18 protein-coding genes are annotated in these 19,676 nt (G+C 61.4%); 8 read left to right on the forward strand and 10 right to left on the reverse strand.

Translation table 11 applies throughout. From position 1 onward, the window contains the following. Complete coding sequence (locus PE061_RS07660; protein WP_271258502.1) at nt 1-705, forward strand: nuclear transport factor 2 family protein; 705 nt, start codon at nt 1-3, stop codon at nt 703-705. Nucleotides 706-831: 126 nt separating this feature from the next. Here PE061_RS07660 and PE061_RS07665 read toward each other — a convergent pair whose 3' ends face one another. From PE061_RS07665 to PE061_RS07675, 3 genes are read right to left on the reverse strand one after another with little or no spacing between them, the layout of a single operon-like run. Continuing rightward, nucleotides 832-1,698: an SMP-30/gluconolactonase/LRE family protein gene (locus PE061_RS07665; protein ID WP_271258503.1), complete on the reverse strand. Its 867-nt coding sequence runs from the start codon at nt 1,696-1,698 to the stop codon at nt 832-834. Nucleotides 1,699-1,723: 25 nt separating this feature from the next. Beyond that, on the reverse strand, nt 1,724-4,012 hold the full coding sequence (locus tag PE061_RS07670; protein ID WP_271258504.1) for a xanthine dehydrogenase family protein molybdopterin-binding subunit: 2,289 nt from the start codon (nt 4,010-4,012) through the stop codon (nt 1,724-1,726). Beyond that, nucleotides 4,009-4,467 carry a (2Fe-2S)-binding protein gene (locus PE061_RS07675; RefSeq protein ID WP_271258505.1) on the reverse strand — a complete coding sequence of 153 codons (459 nt, stop codon included), beginning with the start codon at nt 4,465-4,467 and terminating at the stop codon, nt 4,009-4,011. The genes PE061_RS07670 and PE061_RS07675 overlap by 4 nt, the downstream gene beginning before the upstream one ends. Before the next feature lie 208 nt (nt 4,468-4,675). Here PE061_RS07675 and PE061_RS07680 point away from each other — a divergent pair, with 208 nt between their 5' ends. The 7 genes from PE061_RS07680 to PE061_RS07710 all read left to right on the forward strand — a co-directional run bounded on the left by PE061_RS07680 (nt 4,676) and on the right by PE061_RS07710 (nt 11,675). Then, nucleotides 4,676-6,802, forward strand: a complete 2,127-nt coding sequence (locus PE061_RS07680; RefSeq protein WP_271258506.1) for a TonB-dependent receptor — start codon at nt 4,676-4,678, stop codon at nt 6,800-6,802. 44 nt (nt 6,803-6,846) lie between these two features. Next, a complete protein-coding gene (locus PE061_RS07685) occupies nt 6,847-7,302 on the forward strand; it encodes a YybH family protein (protein ID WP_271258507.1) in 456 nt (151 codons plus the stop codon). A 94-nt stretch (nt 7,303-7,396) separates the two neighbouring features. Then, nucleotides 7,397-7,864 carry a nuclear transport factor 2 family protein gene (locus tag PE061_RS07690; RefSeq protein ID WP_271258508.1) on the forward strand — a complete coding sequence of 156 codons (468 nt, stop codon included), beginning with the start codon at nt 7,397-7,399 and terminating at the stop codon, nt 7,862-7,864. Between the two features lie 29 nt (nt 7,865-7,893). Then, complete coding sequence (locus tag PE061_RS07695) at nt 7,894-9,654, forward strand: FAD-dependent oxidoreductase (protein WP_271258509.1); 1,761 nt, start codon at nt 7,894-7,896, stop codon at nt 9,652-9,654. Nucleotides 9,655-9,707: 53 nt separating this feature from the next. Beyond that, nucleotides 9,708-10,364, forward strand: a complete 657-nt coding sequence (locus PE061_RS07700) for an alpha/beta hydrolase (protein WP_271258510.1) — start codon at nt 9,708-9,710, stop codon at nt 10,362-10,364. 1 nt (nt 10,365) lies between these two features. After that, complete coding sequence (locus PE061_RS07705) at nt 10,366-10,965, forward strand: choice-of-anchor V domain-containing protein (protein ID WP_271258511.1); 600 nt, start codon at nt 10,366-10,368, stop codon at nt 10,963-10,965. A gap of 23 nt (nt 10,966-10,988) precedes the next feature. Next, nucleotides 10,989-11,675, forward strand: a complete 687-nt coding sequence (locus PE061_RS07710) for a nuclear transport factor 2 family protein (RefSeq protein WP_271258512.1) — start codon at nt 10,989-10,991, stop codon at nt 11,673-11,675. Nucleotides 11,676-11,782: 107 nt separating this feature from the next. On the opposite strand, the gene bioB is transcribed toward PE061_RS07710, so the two are convergent. From bioB to PE061_RS07745, 7 genes are all read right to left on the reverse strand, one after another. After that, entirely contained in the window at nt 11,783-12,769 is a 987-nt protein-coding gene (bioB, locus tag PE061_RS07715; RefSeq protein WP_271258513.1) for a biotin synthase BioB, read from the reverse strand. Nucleotides 12,770-12,779: 10 nt separating this feature from the next. After that, nucleotides 12,780-13,976: a thiolase family protein gene (locus PE061_RS07720; RefSeq protein ID WP_271258514.1), complete on the reverse strand. Its 1,197-nt coding sequence runs from the start codon at nt 13,974-13,976 to the stop codon at nt 12,780-12,782. A gap of 3 nt (nt 13,977-13,979) precedes the next feature. Next, complete coding sequence (locus PE061_RS07725; protein WP_271258515.1) at nt 13,980-15,434, reverse strand: pyruvate carboxylase; 1,455 nt, start codon at nt 15,432-15,434, stop codon at nt 13,980-13,982. 2 nt (nt 15,435-15,436) lie between these two features. Next, entirely contained in the window at nt 15,437-16,822 is a 1,386-nt protein-coding gene (locus PE061_RS07730; RefSeq protein WP_271258516.1) for an acetyl-CoA carboxylase biotin carboxylase subunit, read from the reverse strand. Next, the gene (locus PE061_RS07735) at nt 16,815-17,237 is read right to left on the reverse strand and encodes an acetyl-CoA carboxylase biotin carboxyl carrier protein (RefSeq protein WP_271258517.1); all 423 of its coding nucleotides are present in this window, start codon (nt 17,235-17,237) and stop codon (nt 16,815-16,817) included. The genes PE061_RS07730 and PE061_RS07735 overlap by 8 nt, the downstream gene beginning before the upstream one ends. A gap of 83 nt (nt 17,238-17,320) precedes the next feature. Continuing rightward, nucleotides 17,321-19,060, reverse strand: coding sequence for a pyruvate, phosphate dikinase (locus PE061_RS07740; RefSeq protein ID WP_271258518.1), 1,740 nt, complete (start codon nt 19,058-19,060; stop codon nt 17,321-17,323). 4 nt (nt 19,061-19,064) lie between these two features. After that, nucleotides 19,065-19,667, reverse strand: a complete 603-nt coding sequence (locus tag PE061_RS07745) for a hypothetical protein (protein WP_271258519.1) — start codon at nt 19,665-19,667, stop codon at nt 19,065-19,067. Nucleotides 19,668-19,676 lie beyond the last annotated feature (9 nt).

Below are 19,676 nucleotides of genomic sequence, written 5' to 3' on the forward strand. Positions count from 1 at the left end.
ATGTTTGGTGCAAGGCGCAGCGGAGTGCCTGTTGCGGCGATATTGGCCTGCACAATCGGTGTGGTTCAGTTACAGAGTGTGATCGCAAAAGCGGACCCACTAGGTGAGGCATGGCGGAAGCGAACGCTTGAGGCATATGATAATGCCAAGCCTACTGCTGAACTGGTTGCTATGTCTGAAACGGATAAACTCAAAGAGATCGAGGAGATCCAGAAGCTGCCCTTGAAGTATACGCGTTATATCAATCAACGGGATTGGGATCGCTGGGTTAACCTCTTCACCGACGAATCGAGCTACTGGCAATACACGATCGGGCGGGTCGTCAGCGGCCCCGAAGGCTGGCGGGAGCATCTGAACGCAGTTGGGATGACTAGCGAGAAAATGTACAGCCTTTTCGAGAATTTCGGTCATCCCGAAATCGAGCTTTTATCTCCGACCACCGCTCGCGGGGTCTGGCAGGCGCTCTTCGTGTTCTGGATGCCCCGGGACGAAACGCCGACAAAAGGGTTCCTCGTTGAGCCAGGACAGGAAAGCCGGACATATGCGATCTATTACCAGACATACAGGAAGGTGAACGGGACTTGGAAAATCAACACTAATATTCCTACAACTGTAAGGCATGAGCTTGGAATTTTGCCGGAAGGTGTGACCGCCCCGAAACCGGAATTGCCGCCGTCTGCCACTCATACAAAAGCAGGTGGATAGGAGAAGCTCGAAAATTGTATCGTAGTTGTGTATCTGGGCTTGAACCTTGCCTCCCAAGTGAGGCAAGGTTCAAGCCTAGGCATAACGATCGAAGCTGGTATTCCAGCTATATCATATATGATATAGCTAATCCCCAAGATTGAAAATGGAAACAGAACTGTTCCTTATCTGGGGAACAAGCAGGCGCATCCGTTTGTGATCTATGCCTATGGCGGCAGGCACTTCGATATTGTCGGCGACAACCACAGGCGGGCTGCTGTCCGCAGGAACGCGATAGACGTTTTTTCCGAGCTGGCTGGCTACAACAGTATCGCCATTCGGAAGCAGCACAATGCCGTCAAACTGGCCGGTCGGAAGTGTACGTTCGCCGATGATGTGACCTTGCCGGTTGCGGGTCACAAGGTTTACTCCGCGACCGCCATGAATGATGTGGCCATCAGCATCGACAGTGATACCATTCGGGCGTTCCAGTGCCGGATCACGTGGGGCGAATGTCGAAACCTCTCCTTTCGCATTGATGCTGAACAGCGCACCGGGCATCGTATCATTTCCGGAATCCGTAACATACACCGTCCCGTCTTTTGCTACGACAAGGTCATTGAGTCGCACTGCATCGGGAATCTCGATATTGCCGCGTGGCGCGCCGCTCTTGCGGTCAAACAGGCGGACTGCGCTGATATCGGCCACGTATAGCAGATCGCCGTGCAAATACATGCCGAGTGGATCAGCCAGCGTTACGCCATTTACACCTCCAGTAATCCACTTGAGTGAAATGACTTTGCCGTCCGGTGACACGCGCGAGATGAATCCGTTGTTTTCAGGGCCTCGCGCTGTGAGATTCGAGACAAGATATTCGTCGCGCTCGGCGTCGTAACGTGCGGCTTCGGAGCCATCGAACCCGACATTCTGGATGACCATAAGCGGAGGCTGCGTGCCGGGTGTCGCGGTGCTGCCGGCCAGATGAAGCAGTAATGTGGCAAAGTTCGCTATCATGGTTTCCCCCCTAGGAGCTGATGTTTCAGTTATTAATTTGATCTTTGATTGGCAGTGCCCTGATACGTTTTCCTGTTGCGGCGTGGATGGCGTTGCAGAGCGCGGGCGCAACGGGCGGTAGTCCGGGTTCGCCGACGCCGCCGGGGGGCGCATCCCACGCGCTGCCGCCGACGAGGTGGACCTCTGTGATCTTGGGGGCGGCGTCGATGCGGGTGACCTCGTAGCCGTCGAAGTTGTCCTGCTGGACGCGGCCGTCCCTGAAACTGATCTCGCCGAGCGTGGCGAGGCTGATCCCCATGACCACCGAGCCCTCCATCTGCGAACGGATACGGTCCGGGTTCACCTGCGGGCCGCAGTCGACCGCGATGTCGGCGCGCTCGACGGTAAGCTGGCCGTTCGTGACCGAGACCTCGATCGCGCAGGCGGTGTAAGTGACGAAGCTGTAGTGCGCGGCAATGCCAAGGCCACGGCTCGCCGCCAGCTTCCGGCCCCAGCCTATGCCCTTTGCTGCGGCCTCGATCACCGCCTTCAGCCGTGCGGTCTCGACCGGGTAGCGCGCCGGGTCCTCGCCGTAGTTGGTGGTGTCGCCCATGGCGCGCGGATCGATCGTGCGGTCCGGGCCGATGAGTTCGAGCAGATAGTCCTTGGGGTCGCGTCCCGCCGCGGCGGCAAGCTCGGCCACGAACGACTGCACGGCGAAGCAGTGCGGGATGTTGGAGACCGAGCGGAACCAGCCGATGCGCGTGTGCGCGGTTGCCGCGCAGGTCTCGGCGCGGAAGTCGGGGATCGCGAACGCGACGTTGCGCAACCCCATGCCCTGCTCGAACGGCAGCTGGTGCTTGGGATCAGGACCGAAGATCGAGCCGATCGAGGGCGCCGCGCTGCGGTGGCGCCACGCCACCGTGCGACCGGCCGCGTCGAGCCCGCCCTCCAGCCGCTCGACCGAGACGGTGTGGAAGTAGCTGTGGTGAAGGTCGTCCTCGCGCGTCCACACCACCTTCACCGGCCTGCCCTTTGCGGCGCGGCTGAGCAGCGCCGCCTCGAGCACGTAGTCCGGCTTCGACTTGCGCCCGAACCCGCCGCCGAGCAGCGTCTGGTGGATGGTCACATCGGCAACCGGGATCTTCAGCGCCTCAGCGATGAGGTCGCGCGCCGCCTGCGGGTCCTGCGTGCAGGCCCACGCCTCGCAGCGGCCCGCACTGGTGAGGGCGAGCGCCATCGGCGGTTCCATCGGCGCCTGCGCAAGATGGGGGATGTAATACTCGGCCTCGATGCGCTTCGCGGCCTTGCCGAGTGCGCCTTCCGCATCACCGTCGCTGCGCGAGATTTGCCCCGGCGCGCGTGCCGAACGTTCGAGTTCGGCGCGGTAGGCTGCCGAGTTGTAGGCAGCGTTCGGCCCGTCGTCCCACGTGATGGTGAGCGCCTCGCGGCCCCTCATCGCCGCCCACGTGTTCGCCGCCAGCACGGCGACGCCGCCGAGCGGCTGGAACGCGGACGGGAGAGTGGGCGCGGGTAGGTCGACGATGTCGACAACGCCGGGCACCTTGAACGCCGCGGCCTTGTCCACGCTCTTCGTCTTGCCACCGTAGACGGGTGGGCGCGCGATGACGGCGTAGAGCATGTCCGGCAGGCGTGCGTCGATGCCGTAGTCGGCGCAGCCCGTCGTTATGGCGACACCATCGGCAGAGGGTACGGCGTGACCGATGTAGCGGAACTGCGCCGGTGTCTTCAGGGTCACCGCGGCGCGGTCGGGGACGACAAGCGCTGCCGCGTCCTTCGCGAGTGCGCCGTAGCCGAGCTTCCGGCCCGTGGGACGGTGTATCACTTCGTGGAGGCTCGCGGCGACCTCGCCGGGATTCACGCCCCAGCGCGCCGCGGCGGCCTGTTCCAGCATCGTGCGCGCGGCTGCGCCGCAGCGCCTGAGCGGCATGAACAGGTGCCGCATGCTGCGCGAGCCGTCGGTGTTCTGGTTGCCGTAGCGCGCCTCGTCGCCTACGGCCTGTGCGACGTGCACGCGGCTCCAGTCAGCTTCCAGCTCGTCGGCGATCACCATGGCGAGGCTGGTACGGATGCCCTGGCCCATCTCGGCGCGGTGGCAGGTGATGGTCACCGTGCCGTTCTCGCCGATCGCTACGAACAGGGCGGGATCGTCGCGCCAGCCGCCGCTCTGTCCGTCGGCGCCGTACCTGGGCGCTTCGCTGGTCTGCGCCAGTGCCATCCGCGGCAGACCGAGCGCGAGTACGAACGCACCGCCCGCACCGATGAGGCCGCGGCGGCTGATGTTGTCAAAGTTATCGAACGGCTCCGCTTTCATGCCTGCGCTCCCATCGAACTTGCCGCCTTAATGGCGGCGCGGATGCGCGCGTAGGTGCCGCAGCGGCAGATGTTGCCGGCCATGGCGGCGTCGATGTCCGCGTCGGTCGGCTCCGGCGTCTCCGCGAGCAGCGCCGCCGCCTGCATGATCTGGCCGGGCTGGCAATAGCCGCACTGCGCGACGCCGAACTGCCGCCACGCGCGCTGGACGGCGTGATCGCCCTGTTCCGACAGCCCCTCGATCGTCGTCACCGCCTGGTCCGCCACTGCCGACATCGGCAGCTGGCACGAGCGCATCGCGGCCCCGTCCAGATGCACGGTGCACGCCCCGCACAAACCCGCGCCGCACCCGAATTTCGTCCCTGTCAGTCCGAGAAGATCGCGCACGTACCAGAGCAGTGGCATCTCGGGATCGCCGTCATACGCCCGCTCAACACCGTTCAACCTGAAACGCATGCCAAAACCTCCGCATGGTTTTTCACCGTATCGGCGTACCGTTCTAATACCCTATTGTAACCGATTGTAGCACAATTTTGCCATATACCTATTGCCAAGATCGTTTTCTTTGATATGGTCGCAGGTAACGATCGGGTGGCCTTTTGGTCATTGCGAATAAATTTGGGGAGGAGTCGGATCCTCTCCGAACATTGGGGAGAGGATCAACGTGCACTACACAATGCTTGTTTCCCGGCTTGCGATGGCCGTTGCGATAACCGGAATTTCCCAGCCCGCGTTGGCGCAGGCTACAGATAACGACGCAACCACCGGCGGCGTTGAGGAAATCGTTGTCACGGCCCAGAAGCGTGAGCAGCGTCTTCAGGACGTGCCGATCACTGTTTCCGCGCTTTCCGGCGCCGGTGCAGAAGCGCGAGGCATTCAGAGCACTGAAGAGCTTTCAACGGCCGTTCCGTCGCTCGACTGGCAGGCGGGTAAGGCGGGAAGCCCCTATATCCGCGGTATCGGTTCGATCATCTCGACTGCCGGCAACGAGTCGTCGGTTGGCCTCTTTGTCGACGGCGTGCTGTTGATCAGCCCTCTGCAAGCCAACTTCAACCTCAACAACGTCGAACGAGTCGAGGTGCTGAAGGGGCCGCAGGGTACGCTGTTCGGCCGCAATGCGAATGGCGGCGTCATCAACATAATCACGCTCGATCCGTCGCAAGAGACCAAAGTCGACGCAAGTCTCGGCTATGGCAACTATGACACGGTCGATGCGCAGTTCTACGGCAACGTCGGCCTGACCGATACGCTCGCCGCAAATGTTGCGGTGGCCTATCGCAATCAGATGGACGGATGGGGCAAGAATGTCATTACCGGCGCTGACGCCTATGATGGCGACTCGTTCGATATCCGTGCAAAGCTGGGGTGGTCGCCGACACCGGAAACCGACATCATTCTCACGGGCCAGTATTTCACCAATCACAACGAAGCCACGAAGAACAGGCTTTTGCGCGGTACTGTCGGTACCAACGGTGCTCTTCCGCCGCCGGGCTTCTACGACGTCAATGAGAGCTTCGAATCGTTCACCGAAACCGACGTATGGTCGGTCAATCTCCGGGTCACTCACGATTTCGGTGCGGCGACATTCCGGTCGTTGACGGCGTATACCGATGTCGACACACTCTGGGCGTATGATTCCGATGCAGGCCCTCTTGTTACGCTCGATGGCGACATTTTCGAAAATGCGTCGGGTTTCACACAGGAGTTCCAGCTGCTGTCACCCGCCGAGCAGAGTGTTCGCTGGATCGTCGGCCTCTACTATCTCGATATGGAAGCAGCGTTTACACCAATCGAGCTCGAAGGAACATCAGTCGGCGGTGCATTCGTGGAAGTGTTCGGTCATACCCGGGCCCGTTCTCTTGCGGGCTTTGGCGAAGTCACCTTTGAGCTGGCACCCACCACGCATCTGACGCTCGGCGGACGTTATACATTCGACAAGCGGACCGTGGACGGCCACACCGATGTCAATGGCAATCCCGGCGTGGTGTCGTATCAGCAGAAGAATTTTAGCGAACCAACCTACCGGGTCACGCTCGATCACAAATTTACAGACGATGTCATGGCCTATGCCACGGTGAGCACCGGCTACAACTCGGGTCAGTTCAACACCGGAAATGCGAGGGCACCTGCGGTGAAACCGGAAAAAATGCAGGCCTATGAGGTCGGTATAAAATCAAACCTGCTCGACCGGCGCCTGCAACTCAACGCAGCGGCCTTTTGGTACGATTACAAGGATCTGCAGGTAAACATCGTGCGGGAGGCCGTTACGGTGCAGACCAACGCCGCAAAGGCGAGGGTCAAGGGCTTCGAAATCGAGCTGAATGCGGCGCCTGTGGACAACCTGTCCCTGCAGTTCGCGTTCTCATATCTCGACTCGGAATACACGAAGTATGCCGATGCGCAATTTTATATCCCGAATGCTGGCGGCGGTTACACGACGATTGTCGGTGATGCCTCCGGCAATCAGATGATTAATGCACCGAAATACTCCGGATTTGCTTATGCCCAGTACGAGATTAAGACAGATATAGGATCGTTTACACCTGGTCTGTCTTACGCATACAAGAGCAAGATTTACCGCAACTACCAGAATAACCTGGTTTCGCCTTCGCAGAATCTCGTCAATGCCTCTCTTTTGTTCACACCAGCTTCCGGGAGCTGGGATGTACGACTGTGGGGCAAGAATCTTCTCGACGAGAAGAACGAACAGAAGTCGGTCCGGCTTGAAGGCGCGATGGGCCGTCCGTTTGCGCCGCTTACGTATGGTGTGACGCTGGGATTGCATTTCTGATCGTAGCTGAATTGAATGGCTGATCTTTGAGGGAAGGAGAGAAAATGACGAATGATGTAGTCGCTGACGAGAAGGCAATCCGGGAATTGTTCGGGAACCTGATGGATGCCGTGCGTCGCGAGGATGCGCCGGGAGTGGCTCAAGCCTATGCGCCGGAAGGATTCATCTATCTCGACGTGAGCACACCGCGGGCCTTCCACGGGCGCGAAGGTGCCGAGCACACTTGGAGATTGTGGTTTTCAATGATCGAACCCGGCTCCGGGACAGGGGATGCGACAGAGCTGCAGGTAACTGTGGCGGGCGAATACGCATTTGCCATGCATTTCGACCACTATACTGCGAAGCCGAAAGATCCATCTCTTGCGCACCTGTTCGACTTCACCAACAGGGCGACGTCATGGCTCAAGAAAATCAATGGACGGTGGCATATCCTTGTCGAGCATAATTCCTTCCCCATCGATCTGGTGACAGGTCAGGCTGATTTCAAATCGAAGGAATAAGATCGTTCGTGATCAAACGCTCTGACAGCGTGTTGGTTTCCCAAAAGCGTGCCAAGCGATGTCAGGGCCTTTCTTGCGCGCGCGAGGGGCAGTGATGGCTGCTGATACGGAAGACCTGAACACACGTGCCGTGTTTGCGTTCCTGCAGGCACTGACAAGCGGATCTGCCGAGAAAGCAGATCCGCTTCTGGCAGAGCATGTGCAATGGAGCATACCTCGTGCCGTTCCGGATGCGCCCTGGGATCGAGAGACTGCGCTGCAAGTTGTAAGCAGCATCCCGACGATGCTGGACGATTTTTCAATATTGTTGTTCGATAGTGAAAGCGGTTTACCCATCCCGCTCGATTCCAGAACCATCGAGATGGCTTCCGGTGCGCCGGGCGTGACAGCGCAGGGTGACCGGGTCGCCGTGGAAGCCGTCGCGCACGGAAAGCATCAGGACCGGATCTACAGGAACCGCTATCATTTTCTCTTTGTTCTGCGAGATGGACAAATCGCTCGAATCCTGGAGTACAACGACACGCAGCACCTCGCTGAGGTGTTCGGTGCGACTGTCGGATGAACATGCCAGCAAGGTACAAGGGAGTTATCATGAACGAAGCATCGAAAGGCCAGCGGCCTCCTTCGCGGGTTGATCGTCGCAGTTTCATTCGTGCAGCCGGCGGCACGACCGTAGCGGCCGTTGGCGGGACCTCGCTCGTTGTAGGTCCTGCACAGGGAGCCGCCCGCAAATGGGACCATGAAGTGGACGTGGTTGTGGTTGGCTCCGGCGGTGCTGCCCTCGCTGCGGCTGTTACGGCGGTTTCGCGCGGCCTCAAGGTCGCCGTTCTCGAAGCCGCACCTGTTGCAGGCGGCGCAACGGCCCGTTCGGGCGGCGGCTACTGGATCCCGAACAACCGCTACATGCGCGCGAAAGGTATTCAGGATCCGCGCGAGGACTGCATTCGCTACATGGCTCGCTACTCCTTTACCCAGCTCTATGATCCGAACGCCGAGCACTACGGTATTCCGGGACTATCGCTGAAACAGATGGCGGCAATGTATGATAACGCCGCGCCGGCCGTGGAACTGTTTGAAAAACTGGGCGCCCTGGCGACACGGGAAGACGATTCCTACGACTATTGGGAATCCGCTTCCGAGAATAAAGCGCCGCAGGGCCGGCTGATCTGGACGAAAATCACGGCTCCGGCGGGAACGGCAACGGGAGGGGGCGCGGACACCATCCGCCAGATGGGAGACTGGCTTGCCAAGAATGGCGCCCCTGTCCAGCTTGAGCACCGCGTCATCAAGCTCGTTACGAACAGCAAGGGGGCCGTAATCGGCGTTGTCGCAAGTGATACCGACGAGAACCAGATCCACTTTCGTGCCCGGCGCGGCGTCCACTTCGGATCAGGCGGCTTCACGCTCAACGAAGACCTGCGCCTGAATTTCCAGCGGGGGCCGGTTTTCGGGAGCTGCGGCCCCATGACCAATCAGGGTGATCTTGTCTACATGGCATCTGCGATCGGGGCGAAGCTCGGCAACATGCAGAACGGCTGGCGCTTTCAGCTCGTTCTGGACCAGGTGCTCCAGACCCCGGGCCTTGCCACCGATGTCTGGGGCGTGATCGGCGACAGCATGATCATGGTCAACAAATACGGCCAGCGTGTTGTAAACGAGAAACGGCCGTACAGCGATCGGGGCGAAATCCATTTCAACTATGATGCGAACAGGAACGAGTGGACCAATCTCGTTCTCATGCAGATTCTCGATCAGCGCGCCTATGACCTCTGTCAGGGGAGGTATCCGATTCCGCCGAAAGGCGCCACGGCGCCCTATATCATTTCGGCACCGGACCTCGACGCTCTTGCAAAGGCGATCAGGGAACGTCTGGATCGACATGCGCCGCGAACCGGCGGCTTTCAACTCGATGAGAGTTTTCTGCCGAATCTCCGGACCAGCATAAAGCGCTTCAACAGCTTCGCGGAATCCGGAAACGATGAAGATTTCGGGCGAGGATCGTTCGGATACGATCGCCAGTGGCACGAACGTTTCGGCGGACCCGAGTCGGTTTCCGCGAACAACAAGCCGAACAAGACGATGTATCCGTTGTCGGATAAAGGGCCGTATCACGCCATCTTGCTCGTATCGGGCAACGCAGACACGAACGGCGGTCCGATGATCAACGAAAATGCCCAGATCATTTCCATAGCCAACGAGCCGATTCCAGGCCTCTACGGTGCCGGCAACTGCATCGCCTCTCCATCGGGGCGGGCATATTGGGGCGGCGGTGCGACCATCGGTCTGGCGTTCACCTTCGGCTATATCGCCGCCAATCACATGGCGTCTGCGCCGGTCAACGAGGATGTTTGACGTAAATTCGTCGTTCAGACGAAATCACGTTCTATAGTGGCATGGAGGGCCGCGTGGCGACGACAGCGCTTGTCTACAGGGAGAATGTTCCGAACGGGCGTCGTCCACAGGCCGTTGTCGTTGCGCTTCATCCCGAAGGTCATGACGAGCGCGAGGCGGAAGCCCGTCTTTCAGAGCTCAAGGACGATTATCACATCATTGCTCCAAGGGCCTGGCGTGCGCTCAATCCACGAATGTATGGGCCGGGCGAGAACAATTACTTTGCCTGGTTCTTCATGTTCAGGCCGGATCAACCCGAACCGGCGACGTTCGGGGATTCGCTGTTCCAACTGGAGCAGTTCATACACGATGTTCGCGAGCGCGTTCCCGATGTTCCCGTCATTCTTGCCGGCTGGGGGCAAGGCGCAATCCTTGCCATAACGCTTGCGGGCGTGATCCCGGAGTTCCTCGACGGGGTCTATGCCGTCGACGGCTTTCTGCCGAGTATCAGCGGCTGGTCTCTTCCAAGCAGTGATCTGGGGCGGCTTCCGATCGCTCTTGCATACAGCGCCGGCAGCGGGAGGGAACGGCTGCATGGTTCGCAGACGAGAGCGGCGCTGACGGGTCGTGGCGCCGCAGTTGGAATCGAGCCCGCCGATGCGCGTTCGATCCACAGATGGGTGCAAAATATTTCGTGCCGCACGCGACATTCCTTGGCGGAGGCTTCCTGAAATGCGTTTTCTGCGTTCCTGCGTTATCCTGCTGGCATTGGCTTCCGCGGGCGGCGCATCCGCAAATTCGGAAGGACCGATGCCGGGCCTCACCGGTGCACCTCTGAAGAAGGGCGGCGGATCGGAAATGAACTGCCAGTCCTGCCATATGGACTATGCGCTGAACCCCGATGCGCTCGGCAGGATACAGTTGCTCGGCGCTCCCGCGGTATATGAACCGGGGAAAAATTACGTTCTGACGCTTCAGCTCAATCATCCTACGGCGAAGCGGTGGGGTTTCCAGCTCACCGCGTTGACCATACCTGCATATGATGCCGCCGGCGATTTCGCCCCCAACGACAAGACGACGCAGAAGTCGTCGGCAGAGGGCCGGCAATATATCGAGCACGGCGCCATGGGCGGACGGGCGACGGGGATCGGCAAAACCGGCGGCTATGCATGGTCCTTCACCTGGACCGCGCCCAAAGACGGCGCCGCCAACGTCGCGTTCTTCGCCGCAGCGAATATGGCCAACGGCAACGGCGATTTCACGGGAGACCGGATCTATGCTTCCGGCAAGCCGATCTTCACGAGCAAAGCGCCTGCCAAACGCAAGAATTGACCCGAAGACATTGAGAGGTGGACATGCTGAACAGGGGCACACGACTCGCCATCATCAGTATCTTGCTGACATGGGGGAGCACTGCGATGGCGCAGACGTCATCTGAAACGGCCGAAGCATGGCGGCAGAAGACGATAGAGGCCTTCCGACAGGCCAGGCCCACCCCGGAACTGGCGAAGATGTCGGCTGTCGACAAGTTGCTCGCCATAGAGGAAATCCGCCAGATTCCCTTGCGCTACACGCGTTGCATAAACCAGCGCGACTGGAAGTGCTGGACAGCGTTGTTCACCGAGGAATCCGACTACTGGAACGGGACGCTCGGCAAGGTCGTCTCCGGAACGAAAGGGTGGCATGACCATCTTGTCGCGACCGGCATGACATCCAGCCGCGTGCACAGTCTCTTTCATAGCTATGGTACGGAAATCGAAGTCCTTTCACCGACGACTGCGCGGGGTATCTGGCAGGCGTCTTTCGTATTCTATTCCGGGAAGGATGAACCCGGCGATCCAGCGGGGACGGTAATACAGCCCGGTCAGCAGATGAGGCATTGGGCCGTATACTATCAAACCTACAGGAAGGTTGACAGCGTCTGGAAGATCAACTCCAACATTCATCTGGACGTGCGCGGTGAATATGGGCCGCTCCGTGAAGGCGTGAAGGCATTGCAGCAGGAAATCCCGCCGAACCCGGAGGGGCGCCTATTCCCCTGAGCAGGCATGGGTGAACGGAGTGTCGTGCCAGTCAGGATAATGAGCGTTCTTCGAAATTTGCCGTTGTTTCCAAGCGTTCGGGACGATCGCCTCGATGTGGCTCAGTGTCATGCAGCCGATATTTGCTTTTGTGCCGAGGGGACGACGATACCAAGTCTGTCGAACAGAGCCGCGTCTTTGTCGGCACTGGCATTTCCCGTGGTGAGGGGTTTGTCTCCAGAGAAAATCGAATTTACGCATGCGAGAAAGCAGAGGGCTTGTGCGGTATCTGTCATGCCTTCGCGCCCGGCGGACAGGCGGATCATGGCTTCCGGCATGATGATCCGGGCCGTGGCAACGGTTCTAACGAACTCGATCTCGTCAACAACGGCAAGCGGCGTATTCTTCAGCATGTCGCCGATCGGTGTTCTTGCAATGGGAACGAGTTGATTGATCGGGACACTCTGCGGATGCTCCGGAAGCGTGGCCAGGGCGTGCAGGAAGCCGATCCGGTCCGCGCGGCTTTCGCCCATACCCATGATGCCGCCGCAGCACACGGAAATGCTGCTGTTCCGTACGCGCTCCAGTGTTTCCAGGCGATCGTCGTATGTCCGTGTCGTCACGACATTTGCGTAGTACTCGGGCGAACTGTCGATGTTGTGATTGTAGTAGTCGAGCCCAGCTTCAGCGAGGCGGCCTGCCTGATCATCGCTCAACATTCCAAGTGTCATGCAAGTTTCAAGGCCGAGCGCCTTGACGCGTCGAACCATGCTGACGATTGCGTTCATGTCGCGATCTTTCGGGCTGCGCCACGCTGCGCCCATGCAGAAGCGCTGCGACCCGGCCGACCTGGCTTCGGTCGCTGCCGTGACGACGGCGTCGACGTCCATCAGCTTCGAAGCCTTGAGTCCCGTGTCGTGGCCTGCGGACTGACTGCAATAGCCGCAATTCTCCGCGCAGCCACCCGTCTTGATCGAAAGCAGCGTGGAGCGCTGCACGGTGTTGCGGTCATGGTGACGGCAATGGATCGTCTGCGCCTCCCACAGGAGATCATTGAACGGCATCTCGAACAGCGCAGCGATTTCCTGCCGGGTCCAGTCGTTGCGTATGGTCATCTGTTCAGTCTCAGTGCAGCCGTTCGATCAGCGTTGCATTCGCCATGCCGCCGGATTCGCACATCGTCTGAAGCCCGTAGCGGCCATCCGTTTCTTCGAGCACAGTCAACAGATTGGCGAGAAGCCGTCCGCCGGACGCGCCGACAGGGTGGCCGAGCGCGATGGCACCGCCATAGGGATTCACCCGTTCCGGATCGACGCCGAGATCCTTCTGCCATGCGAGCGGGACCGAGGCGAAGGCCTCGTTCACCTCGAAGACGGAAATATCCTCAACACCGAGACCCGCGCGTGCCAGCAGCTTGCGGGTCGCGGGAATGATCGCGGTCAGCATCAGGATCGGGTCGTCTCCGGCGACCGCGAAGTGCGTGATTGCAGCGCGGGGCTTGAGGCCGAGCTGTGTGGCGAGGGTTTCCTCCATGATGAGCGTTGCGCTGGCGCCGTCCGTGACCTGGCTGGAATTGCCTGCCGTGACGCTCCAGCAGATTTGTGGATAGCGCTGAAGCATGGCGTCGTCCTCGAACGCAGGCTTCAGGCTGGCGAGACGTTCGAGCGAGGTGTCGCGGCGCAGGCCCTCGTCGCGTGTCACCTGGCGCATCTCGCCATTTGCCGTTGGAACATCAACGGGCACGATGGCGCGCGCCGTCAGCCCTGCGTCTTCGGCCGTAGCGGCACGCGTGTGCGAGCGCAGCGAAAAGGCATCCATCTCCGCGCGCGAGATATTCCAGCGCGCAGCGATCAGTTCAGCGGAGATGCCCTGTCGGACCAGCCCGTCGGGGTACCGCCGTTTCAACTGGACGCCATCGGTGTCCTTGCCGAGCCGGTTGGCGCGCATCGGCACGAGGCTCATCATCTCGACGCCGCCTGCTATGACGACATCATAGGCACCGGCCATCACACCCTGCGCGGCGAAATCGAACGCCTGCTGTGCGGAGCCGCACTTACGGTCGAGCGTTATCGCAGGCACGCTTTCCGGAAGGCCCGACGCGAGCACGGCATGACGCCCGATGTTTCCAGATTGCTCGCCAACCTGGATCACGCAACCGGTAATGACGTCCTCGACCAGCGCTGGAGCTATGCCGGTTCGTTCGACGAGTCCACGCAACACGTCTGCATAGAGATCGACGGGATGGATTCCGTCGAGGGCGCCACCGGCACGGCCACGACCGAACGGCGAGCGGACGGTGTCAATAATAACGGCGCGGCGCATAGGTCAGCGCCTCAGCGTCAGGGCCATCTCGGCATTCTTGAACTGCACGACGGGCAGGCTCACCAGTTTCATCAGCCGCCCCACTTCCTCCAACTCGGGCGAGGAGAGGAGCGGATAGGTTCGCTTCAACGGTCCTGCCTCGCGCATCTTCTGGAGGTCGGATTCGGGCATCAGCGCGCGCAGGATAAGCTCATCGTCGTTATCGGTGCCGTAGCGCTTGCGCAGTTCCTCGATCGTCGGCTGTTCGGGCGGGTTGTCGAGCACGTCCTTCGCACGCGGACTTTGCATGATGCGGTCGAGTACGTCGGGGTCGATCGGCGCCACCGTCTCGCCGTAGTAACCGGCGGCGTATTCGACGATCTCGTCGGGGATGATAGTGTAGCGTTCACCCTTCACGATATTCAATACCGCCTGTATCCCGACGAGCTGGCTGAACGGCGTCGCCATGCCCGGGTAGCCGAGTTCGTGGCGCACGACGGCAACCTCCTTCAACACGTCCTCGAAACGGTCGGACATGTTGTGCTGGGCAAGCTGTGCCTTCAGCGTACCGACCATGCCGCCCGGAATCTGGTGCAGAGTCGAAAGTACATTATACTCGTTGTGCTGGTTCACGAGGAACCCCGCAGCCTTGCCGACACGCTCGAAATGGTCCGCTACCGGCGCGAACAGGCTCTTGTCGAGGCTGTGCGTGTGACCCAGCAGCTCGATATTCGCGACGACGCTTTCGGTGGAGGGTACCGAAGGGCCGTTCGCCATCGGGCGGCTGGCCGTGTGCAGGATGGTGGCACCAAGCGGAATCGAATCCAGATAGGCCTTGCCGGATTGGCCGAGGATATTGTTGGCGTGGAACTCGATCGGCTTGCCGCGGGCTTTGGAAACGATGGCTGGAAGCAACGTCGAAAGCCGCTCCTTCTCCAGCACGCCCGCCGTATCGTAAAGCAGGATCGTGTCAATGTCATCGGATGCCGAGAGCTTGTCGACCTTGTCCGCGTAATAAGCATCACTATGCACGGGCGAGAGCGTGAACATGATCGCGCCCGCGACCTCGGACCCGAATTCCTTCGCCACCTTGGCCAGCCGCAACATCTTGTCGATGTTGAACAGTACGTCGTAAATCCAGAAGCTTCGCGCACCATGTACGTTGAGCTGCCGCATCCACGCGTCCATCAGCGCATCGGGCGTTGTGCGGAACGTCACGGAGGCGTTGGAGCGCATACCCGACCGCAGCACTGTGCGCGGTATCGCCTCCACCAGCGCGTCCATCATTTCCCACGGGTTCTCGCGGCAATGCCGGATCAGCACCTCGAAATGATTGGAGCCGGTGAGATCGATGACACGAAAGCCGGTCTTGTCGAGCCACGAAGCGGCGGGCAGTGCCATGCCGGCCTGAAGCCTCATGCCCCACAGGCTTTGCTGTCCGTCGCGGATGGTCTGGTCGAGGAATTCCACATGCGCCATTGTCAGCGTCCTTGTTGCACGCGGAAGGCAGGAAGCAGCACGGTTTCCAGCCAGCGTGTGTTGATGGTGTTCGAGCGGAAGTCTTCGTGCGCCACGATGAGCTTCAGCAGCGGGATGTTTGTGGCGATACCCTCGACCACGAAATCGTCGAGCGCGGCGGCGAGGCGGTCGATCGCTTCCACGCGCGTGTTCCCGTGCACGATCAGCTTGGCGATCATGCTGTCGTAGTAGGGGGGGATCAGCGTTCCGGTTTCGACAGCCGTATCAACCCGGATACCTTCGCCAGAGGGTGGGCTCCAACGTGTGATGCGGCCGGGGCAGGGGATGAAGTCGCGGTCGGGATCTTCCGCGATGATCCGCGCCTCGATGGCGTGTCCGGCGGTATGCACATCCTTCTGGGCGAAACCCTTGACCGCGCCCGTCGCGAGTTTCAGCTGCGCCTGCACCAGATCGGCGCCGGTGATCGCTTCGGAAACAGGGTGCTCCACCTGGATGCGGGCATTCACCTCCATGAAGAAGAATTCCTCGGTGGTGGTGTCGTAAAGGAACTCGACCGTGCCCGCGTTCCGGTAGTTGATCGAAGCGAGCAGGCGCACGGCGGCCTCGTGAAGACGCTTGCGCACCGCAGGAGAGAGGATGGCGGCCGGCGCCTCCTCGATCATCTTCTGGTAGCGGCGCTGGATCGAGCAGTCGCGTTCGCCGAAATGCACCACGCCGCCCTTGCCGTCGCCGATGACCTGCACTTCGATGTGCCGTGCGACCTCCACGTATCGCTCTATGAACAGTGTTCCGTCACCGAAGGCCTCGCGCGCCGTCATAACCGCCTGATCAAAGGCGCCCGCCAGTTCCTCGGCATTGCGCGCCACCACCATGCCGCGCCCGCCGCCGCCGGCCGAGGCCTTGGTGATCACGGGATAGCCGATCTCCTCGGCGAGCTTCAGCGCGTGTGCCACATCCTCCACGGCATCGGTGCCGCTCGTCATCGGCACGTTCGCGGCCCGTGCCATCGCGCGCGCGGAAATCTTGTCGCCCACCTGCCGGATCGATTCCGGTGTCGGGCCCACGAAGGTGATGCCCTCCTGCGCGCAAAGCTCGGCGAGTTCGGCACGTTCGGAAAGAAAGCCGTAGCCCGGATGGAGGGCGGTGCATCCCGTGCTCACCGCGGCGTGCACGATCAGCCCGGCATTCAGGTAGGAATCGCGCGCTTGCGCAGGGCCGAGCACGACGCAGCGGTTTGCCGTGCGCGCACCGAGCCCGTCGCGATCCGCCGCCGAAACCCCGAGCACGACCTCCATGCCGAGCGCCTGCGCGGCACGAATGGTCCGAAGCGCGATCTCGCCCCGGTTCGCGACGAACAGCCGTCCATTCGATGGCGCGGTATCAGGCATCGGGCTCAATCAGGAACAGCGGCTGGTCGAATTCCACGAGTTCACCGTCCTTGGCATAGATTTCACGGATGGTGCCGTGCGTTCCCGCTCTCAGCGTCGTGAACAGCTTCATCACCTCGATCAGACAAAGCTCCGAATCCGCCGCGACCTGTGCGCCGATTTCGGTAAACATCGGCGCACCCGGTTTCGGCGCACGATAAAAGGTTCCGAGGCTCGGCGCCTTCACCAGCGTCCAGCCAGACGGAATCTTGCTGCCGTGCGGCTTCGGGTCGGGCGTTTCCATGGGTGTCGCCGGAACCGAAGCGCGGTGGGAGAGCGCGGGCACGGCGGGTGCTGTCGCTGTAAGCGAGATCTGTGTCTGGGCGTTGCGGTCCTTGCTGAGAAACAGATCGGTTTCGCCGACGATCAGATGCATCTCGCGCCAATCGCTCTTTTCGAAGAGCTGGATGAGCGCCTGGATGTCGTTCGTGGAAATATTCCCCACCTCTTGTTATCCTTTCACTCGCGGCCTGCGGCCTGCGCTGCCGCCAGAAGGGCAGGAAGCGCCGGCGAGGTCACGATCGTTGCCGCGCCTGCCGCGATCACTGCCCGCACGGCCTTGTCGTCATTGGTGAACAGTGCGCCCTCCACGGTTGCGCCGGGTTCCAGCGCGGCGATCAGGGCATCGGCCTGTTCGATGTTCTCGTCGAAGCGCACGCTCACGCCGTTCCGGGGTTCACTCGTCACCAGCACCGGCGACTGATGTGCAGCCCACGCCGCGATTTGCCGCAGCGCCGCGTCGTCGTTTTCGTGCGGTGTCACGACCTCCAGCGCACCGCGATAGACGATGCCGTTCTGACCATCGACGGTGACAGTTTCGCCGGCAAGCGCGTCAAGGCTACCCGCGCCGCAGCCGACGACGCACGGCCGGCCAAGCGCTCGGCCGACGACGGCGGCGTGGCTCGTGGACCCGCCCTGTTCGGTCAGGATGGCGCGTGCGGCGATCATGCCGTGCAGGTCGTTGGGGCTGGTTGTCGCGCGCGCCAGCACCACCGCCTCGCCGTTCGCAGCACGCCGCTCCGCCTCATCGGAATCGAGCACGACCGCCCCGGTGCCGATACCCGGCGACGCAGCCTCTCCGCGTGCGGCGATTTCGGCTCCCAGTGCCGCGCCGTTGGCAAGCTGCGGGCTCAGCAGTGTGCGCACCTGCTCGCTGGAGACGCGTGCAAGTGCTTCGGAAGGATCGATCCGTCCTTCGGCCACCATGTCCACCGCGATCTTCACCGCAGCACGCGGCGCGCGTTTCGCGGCGCGCGTCTGGAGCAGGTAAAGCGTACCCTTCTCCAGCGTGAACTCGATATCCTGAACGTCTCCGCCCGCATCCTCCAGCAGGCGTGCGGCGGTCAAAAGCTCTTCATGGACATGGGGCATGTGCGTGCGCAGCGCTTCGAGCGGCTGCGGCGTGTGCTTGCCGGAAACGATGTCCTCGCCCTGCGCGCGCGCGAGATACTCGCCGTAGGGCGTGGGGGCGCCCGACAGCGGATTGCGGCTGAACAGCACGCCGGTGCCGGAGTTCTCGTCCATGTTCCCGAACACCATCGCCTGCACGGCCACGGCGGTGCCGAGATCGTGGGGAATGTCGTGATGCTCGCGGTAGCGCCGCGCGCGCCTGGAATTCCAGGATTCGAAGACGGCGTGCACCGCACGCGCAAGCTGTTCCTCGACCCTCCCCGGCACGGATTCGCCAGCGTCGGAGGCGATGGCGTTCCGCCAGTCCGCGGGGCGCCCGTCCGTGGCCAGCGCCGTTTCCGATTTCAGCACGATGTGGGCATAAAGGTCGAGGAACCGGCGATGCGTATCGCGGGCGAAGCCGGGATCGCCGCATTCTTCGGCCAGCAGCGCTTCGGTCTCGTCAGTGATGCCGAGGTTGAGCACGGTATCCATCATGCCCGGCATCGAAATAGGCGCGCCCGAGCGGACGGAGACGAGCAGCGGATTGGGACCGGCGCCGAAACGACGGCCTGTCTGCTGTTCCAGCCACGCGATCCCAGCCGCGATCTCCTGCGCCAGCGATGCGGGTTCAGACCCTTCGTGCAGGTAGTGCGCGCATGCCCGCGTCGTGATGACGAACGCAGGCGGCACACGGAGGCCGAGGGCGCCCATGCGTGCGATCGACCACGCCTTGCCGCCGATCAGCGCCTTGTCCGGCAGAGTGCTGCCGTCGAGCGCGAGAACCCAGTCTCCAAGAGGGGTCGCCATCGGCCTATTCCGCCCGCTCTTTGCCGACGATGCGCAGCAAATCCTCGTGCAGTTCGAACCACAGCGTGTGATAGCTTTCGATCTTCGCGTCGCTGACCCACTCGATGGCGCCGTCCTCGGCCTTTTCGAGCGCAGAGAGCAGATTGCGCCGATAATAGTCGAGGCGGGGGAGCCCAGTCGCCAGCTTGCCGAGAATGGCATCGGCGCGCTCGTGAAGCTCGCCGAGCCGGTCGACCACTTTCGCATCATGGGCGCTGTTGCTGTGGTCGTTTGCGACACGCTGTCCGCCAACATCGATCGTCTGCCAGTCGGTGATCAGCGCCTTCAGCTGCACGTTGATCCGTTCGAACGCTTCATAGGCCGCGAAGAAATCGGCGTTCTCGCGCAGGTCGGCATAGTGCCGCGAATAATCGCTTTCGAGCGCGATGCGCGCGAGCGGCGTCAGCAGGTACTTGTCGCCCACCTTTACGGCGCGGCCGCTCGTCACGGCATCGTCGAGGCGACGCGCCGTATCCTCGGGCGCAAGGCCGATCAGGCCGGCGATGTCGCCGGCATCGGCATGTTTCTTGATGGCAAGGCCGTGGAGCACGAGATGGCTGGGACTCATGGCAGTTCC

This window comes from Sphingosinicella microcystinivorans (genome assembly GCF_027941835.1).
Classification (GTDB): domain Bacteria; phylum Pseudomonadota; class Alphaproteobacteria; order Sphingomonadales; family Sphingomonadaceae; genus Sphingosinicella.

Bases quoted from the DNA above. Each gene is read 5' to 3' on its own strand.
- PE061_RS07660 (WP_271258502.1), top strand. From the start codon at position 1: ATGTTTGGTGCAAGGCGCAGCGGAGTGCCTGTTGCGGCGATATTGGCC.
- PE061_RS07665 (WP_271258503.1), bottom strand. From the start codon at position 1,698: ATGATAGCGAACTTTGCCACATTACTGCTTCATCTGGCCGGCAGCACC.
- PE061_RS07670 (WP_271258504.1), bottom strand. From the start codon at position 4,012: ATGAAAGCGGAGCCGTTCGATAACTTTGACAACATCAGCCGCCGCGGC.
- PE061_RS07675 (WP_271258505.1), bottom strand. From the start codon at position 4,467: ATGCGTTTCAGGTTGAACGGTGTTGAGCGGGCGTATGACGGCGATCCC.
- PE061_RS07685 (WP_271258507.1), top strand. From the start codon at position 6,847: ATGACGAATGATGTAGTCGCTGACGAGAAGGCAATCCGGGAATTGTTC.
- PE061_RS07690 (WP_271258508.1), top strand. From the start codon at position 7,397: ATGGCTGCTGATACGGAAGACCTGAACACACGTGCCGTGTTTGCGTTC.
- PE061_RS07695 (WP_271258509.1), top strand. From the start codon at position 7,894: ATGAACGAAGCATCGAAAGGCCAGCGGCCTCCTTCGCGGGTTGATCGT.
- PE061_RS07705 (WP_271258511.1), top strand. From the start codon at position 10,366: ATGCGTTTTCTGCGTTCCTGCGTTATCCTGCTGGCATTGGCTTCCGCG.
- PE061_RS07710 (WP_271258512.1), top strand. From the start codon at position 10,989: ATGCTGAACAGGGGCACACGACTCGCCATCATCAGTATCTTGCTGACA.
- bioB (WP_271258513.1), bottom strand. From the start codon at position 12,769: ATGACCATACGCAACGACTGGACCCGGCAGGAAATCGCTGCGCTGTTC.
- PE061_RS07720 (WP_271258514.1), bottom strand. From the start codon at position 13,976: ATGCGCCGCGCCGTTATTATTGACACCGTCCGCTCGCCGTTCGGTCGT.
- PE061_RS07725 (WP_271258515.1), bottom strand. From the start codon at position 15,434: ATGGCGCATGTGGAATTCCTCGACCAGACCATCCGCGACGGACAGCAA.
- PE061_RS07730 (WP_271258516.1), bottom strand. From the start codon at position 16,822: ATGCCTGATACCGCGCCATCGAATGGACGGCTGTTCGTCGCGAACCGG.
- PE061_RS07735 (WP_271258517.1), bottom strand. From the start codon at position 17,237: ATGCATCTGATCGTCGGCGAAACCGATCTGTTTCTCAGCAAGGACCGC.
- PE061_RS07740 (WP_271258518.1), bottom strand. From the start codon at position 19,060: ATGGCGACCCCTCTTGGAGACTGGGTTCTCGCGCTCGACGGCAGCACT.
- PE061_RS07745 (WP_271258519.1), bottom strand. From the start codon at position 19,667: ATGAGTCCCAGCCATCTCGTGCTCCACGGCCTTGCCATCAAGAAACAT.